The following is a 13,874-nucleotide window of genomic DNA, read 5'->3' as shown; positions in this document are numbered from 1 at the left end:
CAGAACTGAATGGATAGAACATCATGAATTTACACGAATATCAGGCAAAACAGCTGTTTGCTCGGTATGGCATGCCGGCACCAACCGGTTACGCCTGTACCACTCCGCGTGAAGCAGAAGAAGCCGCATCCAAAATCGGCTCCGGCCCGTGGGTGGTGAAATGTCAGGTTCATGCTGGCGGCCGCGGTAAAGCGGGCGGCGTTAAAGTCGTCAACAGCAAAGAAGATATCCGTGCCTTCGCGGAAGCCTGGTTGGGCAAACGTCTGGTGACTTACCAGACTGACGCGCTGGGCCAGCCGGTTAACCAGATCCTGGTAGAAGCGGCGACCGACATCGATAAAGAGCTGTACCTGGGCGCCGTTGTAGACCGCGCGACCCGTCGCATCGTATTCATGGCGTCTACCGAAGGCGGCGTGGAAATCGAGAAAGTGGCGGAAGAAACCCCGGAACTGATCCACAAAATGACCATCGATCCGCTGGCGGGTCCACAGCCTTATCAGGGCCGTGAGCTGGCCTTTAAACTGGGCCTGACCGGCAAGCAAGTCAGCCAGTTCGCCAAGATCTTCATGGGTCTGGCGACGCTGTTCCTGGAGCGCGACCTGGCGATGGTTGAGATCAACCCGCTGGTGATCACCAAGCAGGGCGATCTGGTGTGCCTGGACGGCAAACTGGGCGCCGACGGCAACGCCCTGTTCCGTCAGCCTGAACTGCGTGAAATGCGTGACCCTTCGCAGGAAGACGAGCGTGAATCCCGTGCGGCTCAGTGGGAGCTGAACTACGTTGCCCTCGACGGCAACATCGGCTGCATGGTGAACGGCGCCGGTCTGGCGATGGGCACCATGGACATCGTTAAACTGCACGGCGGCGAACCGGCCAACTTCCTGGACGTTGGCGGCGGCGCGACCAAAGAGCGCGTGACCGAAGCGTTCAAAATCATCCTGTCCGACGACAAGGTGAAAGCGGTTCTGGTTAACATCTTCGGTGGTATCGTACGTTGCGATCTGATCGCTGACGGCATCATCGGCGCAGTGGCTGAAGTGGGCGTTAACGTCCCGGTCGTGGTGCGCTTGGAAGGGAACAACGCCGAACTGGGCGCCAAGAAACTGGCGGACAGCGGTCTGAATATCATTGCTGCGACCAGCCTGACTGATGCGGCTCAGCAAGTTGTTGCAGCAGTGGAGGGTAAATAATGTCCATCTTAATCGATAAAAACACCAAAGTAATTTGCCAGGGCTTCACCGGTAGCCAGGGGACTTTCCACTCCGAACAAGCTATCGCTTACGGCACCAAAATGGTTGGCGGCGTCACCCCGGGCAAAGGCGGCACTCAGCACCTGGGTCTGCCGGTGTTCAACACCGTGCGTGAAGCGGTTGAAGCGACCGGCGCGACGGCCTCCGTCATCTACGTTCCAGCGCCGTTCTGCAAAGACTCCATTCTGGAAGCGATCGATGCCGGCATCAAATTGATCATCACCATCACCGAAGGCATCCCGACTCTGGACATGCTGACCGTGAAAGTGAAACTGGACGAAGCCGGCGTGCGCATGATTGGGCCGAACTGCCCAGGCGTGATCACCCCGGGCGAGTGCAAAATCGGCATCATGCCTGGCCACATCCACCTGCCGGGCAAAGTGGGCATCGTTTCCCGCTCCGGTACCCTGACCTATGAAGCGGTGAAACAAACCACCGATGCCGGTCTGGGCCAGTCCACCTGCGTGGGCATCGGCGGCGACCCGATCCCGGGCTCCAACTTCATCGATATCCTGAAGATGTTCCAGCAGGATCCGCAGACCGAAGCGATCGTGATGATCGGTGAGATCGGCGGCAGCGCTGAAGAAGAAGCGGCAGCTTACATCAAAGAACACGTCACCAAACCGGTCGTGGGTTACATCGCCGGCGTGACTGCGCCGAAAGGCAAGCGTATGGGCCACGCGGGCGCCATCATCGCAGGCGGCAAGGGCACGGCGGACGAGAAGTTTGCTGCGCTGGAAGCGGCGGGCGTGAAAACCGTTCGCAGCCTGGCGGACATCGGCGACGCGGTAAAAGCTGTGCTGAAGCGCTAAGCATTGAGTACGAAATAACACTATCTCGACATGTTTGGCCACCCATTGGGTGGCCTTTTTTATGGGTGAAGATCAGAAGTCGTTGAGCGCCTTGATCAGCGCGATCCGATCCTGCAGGCGGCTCTGCCGCACCGGATCCGCGGCGGTTTGCCGCTGTTGCTCCAGCGAGGTGAGGGCGGTGCGGTAATCGTCGGCATTGTTGAACAGCGCGTCTTTGACGTTGATCGAGGCGACGTTGGTATAGCGCCCGTCGTCGGTGGTCGGCACCTGGATAACGCCTTCATTGAGCAGCCGTTTGACGATCGCCCGCTGCGGTTCGTATCCCGCCATGCCGGCCAGCTTCCAGCGCTGCGGCGGCACGCTCTGATACTGGCCGTGTTTCACTTCCGTCAGGTAGCGCAGAGTCAGGTTGCGAATGGTGCCTTCTTCTTCACCGTATTGCGCTTTGCTGTCGAACAGCACCGGGAAGGATTGCCCCTCCAGCGCGCCGCCCTTCTGCGTCAGATGGCCCATACGGTAACTGTTCATGCCCAGGCGGATCGGCATGTCATCGGTGACCGGCGTGCCGTCTGCCAGGCGCAGACTGACGATGCGTGAACCGGCCGGTTGACGCAGATCGATAGTGTAAGTGACGCCGTCGAAGAAATCGTTGGTGGAATATTTGGACGAGCGCCGCGCCGGGTTAAAGCTGTAGGTGACGTCGCCCGGCTGCAGCTGATTGAAATAATCGGCAGACCACTCCATGTAGCGTTTAAGCGCTTTGCCGTTGAGCTGATAAACGGTGATCTCGCCGCCGGCGTATTGGTAGTTAAAGGCGATATCCTTGGCCTTGATGTCGCCGACATCCAGTTTGGCGCGATCGTTGTCGATCTGCAGGGCGATCACCTGCGCCAGCGGTGCATAGTGACGGGCGGCCTGCTGAAATAACTCACTGATGCCGGTATCCTGAACGTGTACCTGAGGAATGCCGCGGAACTCGTCGGCAGGCACCAGATCGCTGCCGCTCAGCTTCGCCACGACTCGGTTGGCGTTGGCGCGCAAAATGTCATGATACGGCTGGTAGAGAGCCTGCATGGCGCTGTCCGGCGCCAGCCCCTTGATGGAATAGGTGTAGCTGTTTTTGTCGATCAGCGTGAATTTGCCATCGCGGCGTTCAAATTGCAGGTCAATGCGTGACAGCGCGCGACCGTACTTATCCGGCTCCGTGATGATGACGCCGTTCACCACCGCTTTGTCGATTTTCACATGCATGTGGCCGGCGACGATCGCCGCCAGCTCCGGGTTGGCGTTGGCGATGTCCGCCACGCCGGTGCCGGGGCGCTGGTTCTCGTTGTCGATGCCCATATGCGCGACCAGCACGATCGCGTCGACCTGGCCGTCGATCTGCCTGATGACCTGTTTCACCGCCTGTACCGGATCGGTGAAGTTCAGCCCTTTGATGCGATCGGTGCCCTTGGCGAATTCCGCAGTCATCGGCGTGTCCATGCCGATGATGCCGATCTTCACGCCCTGGCGTTCGAGGATGGTATAGGCCGGCAGATAAGGTTTGCCGCTGTCCCAGACGATGTTGCCCGCCAGCGCCGCGCCTTTAAACTGTTTGAGCGGCGTGGCCAGCGCCGGCAGACCGAAGTCGAATTCGTGGTTGCCCATCACCCAAACGTCGTAGTCAAGCGCGTTGAGGCCCAGCATCATCGGGCTGACGGCCTCCTGTTTGAAGGTTTCGACGAAGTTGCCCTGGATGGTGTCGCCGGCGTCCACCAGAATCAGGTTGGGCTGTTCGGCGCGCACCTTTTTGACCTGGGTGGCTATCTGGCTCAGGCTGCCCGCCAGGTTTTCCGTGTCGCTGGCGTAGTCCCAGGGCACGAAAGTGCCGTGCAGATCGGAGGTGCCCAACAGGGTGATATTTACCGTTTCGGCGGCCATGGCGTTTCCCGAGAGTCCCAAGACAGAGGCAAAGATGATTTTTTTCATAAGTTATTGTCACTCAATGCAATTTTAACATAAGTGGTCATTTTGCTACAAAATCGCAACCTTTACGATCCCATTGCGAGAAATAGACTAATATTGGAGAGAGATTTGTTGTTTTGTGACTGCTATCACTGTCACGGCTTATTGGAAATAAAAGGTTAATTATGTCGCATAATAAGTGCGTAATAATACAATGGCGGCTCTTTTGAATTACATTTATTTAACACAAAAATATCATTAAAAAACAATTAAACCATTGCGCAACATGACCCTAAGAAAATTATGCGAAATGTGCTGATGAATATGGAAATAATATGCGGATAGGCTTAAATTGTCTCAGATCAAATTAGGCCGAAGTACCTCTTTCGGCTAAGATTTGACCTGTAACCAAAAGTCCAACCCACGTCACGTAAAAACCTATTTATTGTGTGGGATTGGGCGAGTATCATCCATGTTGTGATTATGGATGGTTGATCTTGTTGCATTTGTTACCCGTTGTCGGTTTTCAGTGGCGTGCTTGTCGACGGCCCGTGCGGGCTATTGGCCGAGTGTGCGGTTGAAAGCGGAGAAGCTGGATCAAATTTGTTGTGTTTAAGGGCATTCACTGCGGGGCGTTACTGGCGGCTTTGAAAGAAGCGTGCCGATAACCGCGTGTCGGAGTCTTCCTGCGAGGAGCAAGGAGTCAAGATGTTTGATATTGTCGAACTGTCGCGCTTACAGTTTGCTTTAACGGCGATGTACCATTTCTTATTTGTCCCATTAACGCTCGGTATGGCGTTCTTGCTGGCAATTATGGAAACGGTATATGTCCTGTCTGGCAAACAAATCTATAAAGACATGACCAAATTCTGGGGAAAGTTATTTGCGATTAACTTTGCTCTGGGTGTGGCCACCGGTTTGACCATGGAGTTCCAGTTCGGGACTAACTGGTCATATTTCTCTCATTACGTCGGCGATATCTTCGGGGCCCCACTGGCTATCGAAGGTCTGATGGCGTTCTTCCTTGAATCGACGCTGGTCGGCCTGTTCTTCTTCGGCTGGGATCGTCTGAGCAAGGTGCAGCACATGGCGGTAACCTGGTTCGTGGCCCTCGGCTCCAACCTGTCCGCGCTGTGGATCCTGGTCGCCAACGGCTGGATGCAGAACCCGATCGCGTCGGATTTCAACTTCGAAACCATGCGCATGGAGATGGTCAGCTTCTCCGAGCTGGTCCTTAACCCGGTTGCGCAGGTGAAATTCGTTCACACCGTGGCTGCAGGCTACACCACCGGCGCCATGTTCGTGCTGGGCATCAGCGCTTACTACCTGCTGAAGGGACGCGACATCGCTTTCGCCAAACGCTCCTTTGCCATCGCCGCCAGCTTCGGCATGGCTGCGGTGCTGTCGGTGATCGTGCTGGGTGACGAATCCGGTTACGAAATGGGCGACGTACAGAAAACCAAACTGGCCGCCATCGAAGCGGAGTGGGATACCCAGCCGGCGCCGGCGTCCTTCACCCTGTTCGGCATCCCCGATCAGGACAAGATGGAAAACTCCTTCTCTATTCAGATCCCGTATGCGCTTGGCCTGATCGCCACGCGTTCCACCGACACTCAGGTCACCGGCCTGAAAGATCTGCTGGCGCAACATGAAGTGCGCATCCGCAACGGCATGAAAGCCTACCAGCTGCTGGAAGAGCTGCGCGGCGGCAATACCGATCCTGCGGTGCGTGCGGAATTCAACAAAACCAAGCAAGACCTGGGCTACGGCATGCTGCTGAAGCGTTATACCCCGAACGTCAGCGACGCGACGGAAGCGCAGATCCAGCAGGCGACCAAGGACTCCATTCCACGCGTGGCGCCGCTGTACTTCGCCTTCCGCATCATGGTGGCCTGTGGCGTGCTGATGCTGCTGATTATCGGTCTGTCATTCCTGAGCGTGGTGCGCGGCCGCATCGGCCAGAAAAAATGGCTGTTGCGTGCGGCGCTGTATGGCTTGCCGCTGCCGTGGATCGCGGTGGAAGCCGGCTGGTTCGTGGCGGAATACGGCCGTCAACCGTGGGCGATTGGTGAGGTGCTGCCGACCGCAGTCGCCAACTCTTCGCTGACCGCGGGCGACATTCTGTTCTCGATGGGGCTGATTTGCGGCTTGTACACCCTGTTCCTGGTGGCTGAAATGTACCTGATGTTCAAGTTTGCGCGTCTGGGTCCAAGCAGCCTGAAAACCGGCCGCTACCACTTTGAACAACCGACTGCCGCCGTGCAGGAAGCGCGCTAAACAGGAGTCCACGTATGTTTGACTATGAAGTACTGCGATTTATCTGGTGGGTGCTGGTTGGCGTACTGCTGATCGGCTTCGCCGTCACCGACGGTTTCGACATGGGCGTCGGCATCCTGGTGCGCATCATCGGTAAAACCGATACCGAGCGCCGGGTGATGATCAACTCCATCGCCCCTCACTGGGACGGTAACCAGGTGTGGCTGATCACCGCCGGCGGCGCGCTGTTCGCCGCCTGGCCGATGGTCTACGCAGCGGCCTTCTCGGGCTTCTACGTCGCCATGATCCTGGTGCTGGCGGCGTTGTTCTTCCGCCCGGTCGGTTTTGACTACCGTTCCAAGCTGGAGAGCAGCCGCTGGCGCAACATGTGGGACTGGGGCATCTTCATCGGTTCCTTCGTGCCTGCGTTGGTGTTCGGCGTGGCGTTCGGCAACCTGCTGCAGGGCGTGCCGTTCCATGTGGACGAGTACCTGCGTCTGTTCTACACCGGCAACTTCTTCCAGCTGCTGAATCCGTTCGGTCTGTTGGCGGGCGTGGTCAGTCTGACCATGCTGGTCACTCAGGGCGCGACCTATCTGCAGATGCGCACCACCGGCGAGATCCACCTGCGGTCACGCGCCGCAGCGCAGATCGCGACGCTGATCATGGCGGTATGCTTCCTGCTGGCGGGTGTGTGGCTGGTTAAAGGCATCGACGGCTACGTGATCACTTCGGCGCTGGACACCATGGCGGAATCCAACCCGCTGCGTAAAGAAGTGGCGCATCAGGCCGGCGCATGGCTGATCAACTTCAACAAGTATCCGCTGCTGTGGGCTTTGCCTGCACTGGGCGTAGTGCTGCCGTTGTTCACCATCCTGTTCTCGCGTCTGGAGAAAGGCGCGCTGGCGTTCGTCACCTCGTCGCTGACCATCGCCTGCGTCATCCTCACCGCCGGGGTCACCATGTTCCCGTTCGTGATGCCGTCCAGCACCGTGCCTAACGTCAGCCTGACCATGTGGGACGCGACGTCGAGCCTGTTGACGCTGAAAGTGATGACCGTCGTGGCGGCGATTTTCGTGCCTATCGTTTTGGCGTACACCAGCTGGTCGTACTACAAAATGTTCGGTCGTCTCGACAAGAACTACATCGAAAACAACAAGCATTCGCTGTACTAAGGATAAGGAGCTAAACCATGTGGTATTTTGCCTGGATTCTCGGAACGCTTCTTGCCTGCGCCTTCGGCATCATCACGGCGCTGGCGCTTGAGCAGAGCGAAGCGACCAAAGCTCAGCAAGACGGTAAGTAATGAGCTCGTCCGTGATTGACAAGCTGTACGCTGTCACCGACAAGGGCCCGGTTCGGGCCCTTTCCCTGGTGCTGGCGTTGATTTTGGCGGGGTGCGTGTTCTGGGATCCGACGCGTTTCGCCGCCAAAACCAGCTCGCTGGAGATTTGGGAAGGGCTGTTGCTGATTTGGGCCGTATGCGCCGGAGTGATCCACGGCTTCGGATTCCGCCCGCAGCGCAGCGTCTGGCGCGCTTTTTTCGCGCCGCTTCCTGCAATTGTGATCTTGTGCGCAGGATTACTTTACGTTTCTTTATAATCTCCCCGATGTCCCCACGTTATGGGCCCTCACGGCCCATAATTATTTTCATTCCCATCTTGTAACCCATTCCCAACCCGATCTGTCTTGCGTATAGTAGCAGCGTTAAATTGCATTGCTGGGAAGTAGAGTGAGTAATACGTTGTTTCGATGGCCGGTTCGCGTTTACTACGAGGATACCGATGCCAGTGGTGTGGTCTATCACGCCCGCTACGTCGCCTTTTTTGAAAGAGCGCGCACAGAGATGCTGCGTCAGCACAACTTTCATCAACAGCAGCTGCTCAGTGAACAAGTCGCTTTTGTCGTCCGGCGCATGACGGTGGATTATCTGGCTCCGGCTCGTCTCGACGAGCAACTGGAGGTCCAGAGTGAAATCACCTCTCTGCGCGGGGCTTCTCTCACGTTTGCTCAACGCATTGTCAATTCTGACGGGGCCCTACTGAGCCAGGCAGATGTCCTGATTGCCTGTATTGATCCACACCAAATGAAGCCAAGAGCGCTTCCTAAGTCTATTGTCGCGGAGTTTAAGCAGTGACTGACATGAACATCCTAGATTTATTCTTGAAGGCGAGCCTGCTGGTTAAGCTTATCATGTTGATTTTGATATGCTTCTCGGTAGCCTCTTGGGCGATCATCATTCAGCGCACCCGCATCCTCAATGCGGCGACGCGTGACGCCGAAGCCTTTGAAGACAAATTCTGGTCCGGTATCGAGCTTTCCCGTCTGTACCAGGAAAGTCAGGCGCGTCGCGATAGCCTGACCGGTTCCGAGCAGATCTTCCATTCCGGCTTCAAAGAGTTCGCCCGCTTGCACCGCGCCAACAACCATGCGCCGGAGTCGGTGATCGAAGGGGCGTCGCGTGCGATGCGCATTTCGATGAACCGCGAGCTGGAAACGCTGGAAACCCATATTCCGTTCCTCGGCACCGTCGGTTCGATCAGTCCGTACATCGGCCTGTTCGGCACCGTGTGGGGGATCATGCACGCCTTTATCGCGCTGGGCGCGGTGAAGCAAGCCACGCTGCAGATGGTGGCGCCGGGTATCGCCGAAGCGCTGATCGCCACCGCGATCGGTCTGTTCGCCGCCATCCCGGCGGTAATGGCCTATAACCGTCTCAACCAGCGCGTCAACAAGCTTGAGCAGAATTACGACAACTTTATGGAAGAGTTCACCGCTATTCTGCATCGTCAGGCCTTCTCCAGCGACAGCAAATAAGTAGGAGGTAGCATGGCGAGAGTACGTGGACGTAGTCGGCGCGAGCTGAAGTCCGAAATTAACATCGTTCCGCTGCTCGACGTGTTGCTGGTGCTGCTGCTGATCTTTATGGCAACCGCGCCAATCATCACGCAGAGCGTGGAGGTTGACCTGCCGGACGCCACCGATTCCAAAACGGTGTCCAGCGATGACAATCCGCCGGTGATCCTCGAGGTTTCCGGCGTAGGTCAATACACCCTCGTGGTGGATCACAACCGTATGGAGCTGCTGCCGCCTGAACAAGTCGCGGCCGAAGCCAAGTCGCGTTTGGCGGTTAACCCGAAAACGGTCTTTTTGATCGGCGGTGCGAAGGAAGTCCCTTACGATGAGATTATCAAGGCATTGAATATTCTCCATCAGGCGGGCGTGGCTTCCGTGGGGCTGATGACCCAGCCGATCTGACCGTAAGGCCAACGGCAACCCGGTTCCTGCGCTGCGGCTCAGGAACCCCGTATAAGCAACACCAGTTTTTGGGAATCTATTTTGGTAAAGGCAACTGAGCAAAACGATAAGCTGAACCGCGCCGTTATTGTTTCGGTCGTTCTGCACTTCATATTGATTGCCCTGCTGATTTGGGGATCGCTGCAGGAAAAGGTCGACATGGGCGCCGGCGGTGGCGGTGATGGTACCGTGGTGGGCGCGGTGATGGTCGATCCCGGCGCGGTGGTGGAGCAGTACAACCGCCAGCAGCAGCAGAGCAACGATGCGCAGCGTGCCGAGAAGCAGCGCCAGAAAAAAGCGGAGCAACAGGCCGAAGAGCTTCAGCAGAAGCAGGCGGAGCAACAGCAGCGCCTGAAAGAGCTGGAGAAAGAGCGTTTGGCGGCGCAGGAGAAAGCCGCGCAGAACGCCAAGGCGCAGGCTGAGCAACAGCAGAAGGCGGCGGAGCAGCAGAAGCAGGCCGCCGAGCAGCAAAAAGCGGCGGAAGCCGCCGCTGCGAAGGCCCAAGAGCAACAGAAGGTCGCCGAAGCCGCCGCCGCCAAGGCGAAGGCCGAAGCGGACAAGGTCGCCAAGGCGCAGGCGGACGCGCAGAAGAAAGCCGAAGCGGAAGCCAAGAAAGAAGCGGCCGCTGCCGCCGCCGCCAAGAAACAGGCGGAAGAGGCGAAGAAAGCCGCCGCCGCCGCGGCAGAAAAGAAAGCTGCAGAGGCCGCGGAGAAGAAAGCGGCTGCTGAAGCCGAGAAAAAAGCCGCAGCGGAAGCCGAGAAGAAGGCTGCTGCCGAGGCAGAGAAGAAAGCGGCGGCCGAGAAAGCCGCTGCCGCCAAAAAAGCCGCTGCGGACGCCAAGAAGAAGGCCGCCGCCGAGGCTGCGAAACAATCGGAGGAAGTTAGCGATCTGTTTGGCGGCCTGGCGGATGGCAAGAACGCGCCGAAAGGCGGCGGTGCCAAATCGAAGGGTGACGGTAAACCGGCCGGGCAGGGCAATGCCAAAACGGCTGGCGCCAGCGGGGCGGATATCAGCGGTTATATGGGGCAGATTCAAGGGGCGATTCAGAGCAAGTTCTATGACGCCAGTTCGTTCGCCGGCAAAACCTGCGACCTGCGTATCAAGCTGGCGCCGGACGGCCTGCTGATAAGCGTACAAGCAGCGGGGGGCGATCCTGCTCTGTGTCAAGCTGCGGTGTCTGCCGCCAAGTTGGCGCATATACCGAAGCCGCCGAGCGATGCCGTTTATCAGCACTTTAAGAATTCTATACTTGAATTCAAGCCGCAATAACGGTTGATTGAGTGAGTGTTATCACAGGGATGTACTAAGGTAACCAACAGGGATTATGTAGTTTTACGTAAGTTGGTTTGTTAAAATTCTGCTAATTTATCGCAGGCATCCCGCCTGGATAAGGGAGATGAGATGAAGCAGGCATTTCGAGTAGCGCTAGGTTTTTTAATTCTGTGGGCGTCCGTGTTGCACGCGGAAGTTCGCATTGAAATCACCCAAGGGGTCGACTCCGCTCGTCCGATTGGCGTGGTGCCGTTTAAATGGGCGGGCCCAGGCACGCCGCCGGAAGATATCGGCAAGATTGTCGGCGCGGATCTGCGCAACAGCGGCAAATTCAACCCGATCGACGTGGCGCGCATGCCGCAGCAACCTACCTCCGCGTCTGAAGTGACGCCGGCGGCCTGGACTGCATTGGGCATCGACGCCGTAGTGGTCGGTCAGGTTCAACCTGGCGCCGACGGCAGCTACCTGATCTCCTACCAGTTGGTGGACACCTCGGGTTCGCCGGGCACCGTATTGGCGCAGAACCAGTATAAAGTGACCAAACAGTGGTTGCGTTATTCTGCCCATACCGCCAGCGACGAAGTGTTCGAGAAGCTGACCGGCATCAAGGGCGCGTTCCGCACCCGTATCGCCTACGTGGTGCAGACCAACGGCGGGAAATTCCCGTACGAGCTGCGCGTAGCGGATTACGACGGTTACAACCAGTTCACGGTGCACCGTTCACCTGAGCCGCTGATGTCGCCGGCCTGGTCGCCGGATGGCAGCAAACTGGCTTACGTGACCTTCGAGAGCGGCCGTTCCGCGCTGGTGGTGCAAACCCTGGCTAACGGCGCCATCCGCCAGATCGCTTCCTTCCCGCGGCACAACGGTGCGCCGGCGTTCTCGCCGGACGGCAGCAAGCTGGCCTTCGCGCTGTCCAAGAGCGGCAGCCTGAACCTGTACGTGATGAACCTCGGCTCCGGCCAGATCACGCAGCTGACCGATGGACGCAACAACAACACCGAACCGACCTGGTTCCCGGATGGCCAGTCTCTGGCGTTTACCTCCGACCAGGGCGGGCGTCCGCAGATTTATAAAATCAGCGCCAGCGGCGGTGCCGCACAGCGTCTGACATGGGAAGGCTCTCAGAACCAGGATTCTGAAGTCAGCTCCGATGGTAAATTCCTGGTGATGGTCAGCACCAACAGTGGTGCACAACACATCGCCAAACAAGATCTTGGATCAGGCGCCGTTCAGGTTTTGACCGGCACCTTCCTGGATGAAACGCCTAGTATTGCGCCAAACGGCACCATGGTGATCTATAGCTCCACGCAAGGTATGGGCTCCGTGCTGCAGTTGGTGTCAACTGATGGGCGTTTCAAAGCGCGTCTTCCGGCAACTGATGGACAGGTCAAATTCCCTGCCTGGTCGCCGTATCTGTGATGCATGTGTAAATATGTATGGCAAACTATAAAAGGATCAAAGAAATGCAACTGAACAAAGTGCTGAAAGGGCTTCTGCTGGCACTGCCAGTTCTGGCTGTAGCAGCTTGTAGTTCTAACAAAAGCGCGAACAACGACCAATCTGGTATGGGCGCTGGCGCCGGCACTGGTATGGAAAACGGCAGCAGCAACCTGTCTTCCGAAGAACAAGCTCGTCTGCAGATGCAAGAACTGCAGAAGAACAACATCGTTTACTTCGGCCTGGACAAGTATGACGTAAGCTCCGAATTCGCTCAGATGCTGGACGCGCACGCTGCATTCCTGCGTAACAACCCGTCTTACAAAGTGACCGTTGAAGGCCACGCTGACGAACGCGGCACGCCGGAATACAACATCGCTCTGGGTGAGCGTCGTGCTAACGCCGTTAAAATGTACCTGCAGGGTAAAGGCGTTTCCGCTGACCAGATCTCTATCGTTTCTTACGGTAAAGAAAAACCAGCAGTACTGGGCCACGACGAAGCGGCTTATGCTAAAAACCGTCGTGCCGTTCTGGTTTACTAAGAGAATCGCATGAACAGTAACTTCAGACGTCACCTGTTGAGTCTGTCGTTACTGGTTGGCGTAGCGGCCCCTTGGGCCGCTACTGCCCAAGCGCCAATCAGTAATGTCGGCTCCGGCTCGGTCGAAGACCGCGTCACCTCGCTTGAGCGCATCAGCAATGCTCAAGGCCAGCTTTTAAACCAACTCCAGCAACAACTCTCTGACAATCAACGCGACATTGATTCTCTCCGTGGGCAAATCCAGGAAAGCCAGTATCAGTTGAATCAGGTCGTTGAACGCCAGAAGCAAATCTATCAACAGATGGATAGCCTCAGCCAGGGCGGCGCTCAGAGCGCCTCTGCGGCAGCGGGCGCTGCCGGCGGGGCAGCCGCAGGCGCATCTTCCGATGCGGGCAGCAGCGCGCCTGCAGCCGCTTCTGCAACGCCGAGCGGCGGTGATGAGAACAGCGACTACAACGCCGCTGTTTCTCTGGCGCTGGAAAAAAAACAGTATGACCAGGCGATTTCCGCCTTTCAGTCCTTCGTAAAACAGTACCCGAAGTCTACTTACCAGCCCAACGCCAACTATTGGCTGGGCCAGTTGTTCTACAACAAGGGTAAAAAAGACGATGCGGCCTATTATTTTGCGGTGGTGGTGAAGAATTACGCTAAATCACCGAAGGCGCCGGACGCCATGTACAAGGTGGGTATCATCATGCAGGAAAAAGGGCAGGCCGATAAAGCCAAGGCCGTGTTCCAGCAGGTGATTAAACAATACCCAACCAGTGCGGCGGCCAAGCAGGCGAAAAGTCGCGTAGGCGGTTAACGGTTAGAAAAATGAGCCCAGAAGTTAGTCGATTTGACCGATTTCTGGGCTCATTCGCGTGAAGAACAAGCAGTTGAACGCATCGGTAAAAAATTTAGGTTGCGCTGCCAAGATAAATTAGTAATATATGCCGCCGTTGCCAAGACATCTTGCAAGATGTTAAAGCGGCAGGGAAATTGGGTCGTTAGCTCAGTTGGTAGAGCAGTTGACTTTTAATCAATTGGTCGCAGGTTCGAATCCTGCACGACCCACCA

General features: G+C 57.0%; 14 protein-coding genes and 1 tRNA gene. 14 read left to right on the top strand and 1 reads right to left on the bottom strand.

Features of this window, described 5'->3' with window-relative positions; all coding sequences use genetic code 11:
* Window positions 1–23: 23 nt before the first annotated feature.
* Together sucC and sucD are read left to right on the top strand one after the other, a co-directional pair.
* A complete protein-coding gene (gene sucC, locus HWW83_RS23920; RefSeq protein ID WP_015376978.1) occupies window positions 24–1,190 on the top strand; it encodes an ADP-forming succinate--CoA ligase subunit beta in 1,167 nt (388 codons plus the stop codon).
* A complete protein-coding gene (gene sucD, locus HWW83_RS23915) occupies window positions 1,190–2,062 on the top strand; it encodes a succinate--CoA ligase subunit alpha (RefSeq protein WP_004939878.1) in 873 nt (290 codons plus the stop codon). Before sucC ends, sucD begins: the two co-directional genes overlap by 1 nt.
* Window positions 2,063–2,134: 72 nt before the next feature.
* On the opposite strand, the gene HWW83_RS23910 is transcribed toward sucD, so the two are convergent.
* Window positions 2,135–4,033: a bifunctional metallophosphatase/5'-nucleotidase gene (locus tag HWW83_RS23910; protein ID WP_096242014.1), complete on the bottom strand. Its 1,899-nt coding sequence runs from the start codon at window positions 4,031–4,033 to the stop codon at window positions 2,135–2,137.
* Between the two features lie 684 nt (window positions 4,034–4,717).
* On the opposite strand from HWW83_RS23910, the gene cydA reads away from it, so the two are divergent.
* From cydA to HWW83_RS23850, 12 genes are all read left to right on the top strand, one after another.
* Window positions 4,718–6,286 (top strand): cytochrome ubiquinol oxidase subunit I, encoded by a 1,569-nt coding sequence (gene cydA / locus HWW83_RS23905; protein ID WP_004939873.1) that lies wholly within the window; start codon window positions 4,718–4,720, stop codon window positions 6,284–6,286.
* A 14-nt stretch (window positions 6,287–6,300) separates the two neighbouring features.
* Window positions 6,301–7,440: a cytochrome d ubiquinol oxidase subunit II gene (gene cydB, locus HWW83_RS23900; protein WP_015376980.1), complete on the top strand. Its 1,140-nt coding sequence runs from the start codon at window positions 6,301–6,303 to the stop codon at window positions 7,438–7,440.
* A 17-nt stretch (window positions 7,441–7,457) separates the two neighbouring features.
* A complete protein-coding gene (gene cydX, locus HWW83_RS23895; RefSeq protein ID WP_004939868.1) occupies window positions 7,458–7,571 on the top strand; it encodes a cytochrome bd-I oxidase subunit CydX in 114 nt (37 codons plus the stop codon).
* Window positions 7,571–7,867, top strand: a complete 297-nt coding sequence (ybgE, locus tag HWW83_RS23890; protein WP_004939866.1) for a cyd operon protein YbgE — start codon at window positions 7,571–7,573, stop codon at window positions 7,865–7,867. Before cydX ends, ybgE begins: the two co-directional genes overlap by 1 nt.
* Window positions 7,868–7,997: 130 nt before the next feature.
* Window positions 7,998–8,402 carry a tol-pal system-associated acyl-CoA thioesterase gene (gene ybgC / locus HWW83_RS23885; RefSeq protein ID WP_004939863.1) on the top strand — a complete coding sequence of 135 codons (405 nt, stop codon included), beginning with the start codon at window positions 7,998–8,000 and terminating at the stop codon, window positions 8,400–8,402.
* Entirely contained in the window at window positions 8,399–9,082 is a 684-nt protein-coding gene (gene tolQ / locus HWW83_RS23880; RefSeq protein ID WP_004939862.1) for a Tol-Pal system protein TolQ, read from the top strand. The genes ybgC and tolQ overlap by 4 nt, the downstream gene beginning before the upstream one ends.
* 12 nt (window positions 9,083–9,094) lie before the next feature.
* On the top strand, window positions 9,095–9,523 hold the full coding sequence (gene tolR, locus HWW83_RS23875) for a colicin uptake protein TolR (protein ID WP_176589636.1): 429 nt from the start codon (window positions 9,095–9,097) through the stop codon (window positions 9,521–9,523).
* Between the two features lie 81 nt (window positions 9,524–9,604).
* Window positions 9,605–10,831: a cell envelope integrity protein TolA gene (gene tolA, locus HWW83_RS23870; RefSeq protein WP_046686581.1), complete on the top strand. Its 1,227-nt coding sequence runs from the start codon at window positions 9,605–9,607 to the stop codon at window positions 10,829–10,831.
* 132 nt (window positions 10,832–10,963) lie between these two features.
* Complete coding sequence (gene tolB, locus HWW83_RS23865; RefSeq protein WP_004939856.1) at window positions 10,964–12,256, top strand: Tol-Pal system beta propeller repeat protein TolB; 1,293 nt, start codon at window positions 10,964–10,966, stop codon at window positions 12,254–12,256.
* Between the two features lie 44 nt (window positions 12,257–12,300).
* Entirely contained in the window at window positions 12,301–12,816 is a 516-nt protein-coding gene (gene pal / locus HWW83_RS23860) for a peptidoglycan-associated lipoprotein Pal (RefSeq protein ID WP_004939853.1), read from the top strand.
* 9 nt (window positions 12,817–12,825) lie between these two features.
* The gene (cpoB, locus tag HWW83_RS23855; protein WP_004939852.1) at window positions 12,826–13,620 is read left to right on the top strand and encodes a cell division protein CpoB; all 795 of its coding nucleotides are present in this window, start codon (window positions 12,826–12,828) and stop codon (window positions 13,618–13,620) included.
* 178 nt (window positions 13,621–13,798) lie between these two features.
* Window positions 13,799–13,874: transfer RNA gene (locus tag HWW83_RS23850), tRNA-Lys, on the top strand.

The organism is Serratia ureilytica, from assembly GCF_013375155.1.
Taxonomy (GTDB): Bacteria; Pseudomonadota; Gammaproteobacteria; order Enterobacterales; family Enterobacteriaceae; genus Serratia; species Serratia ureilytica.
This window is presented reverse-complemented; position numbering and strand designations above follow the sequence as displayed.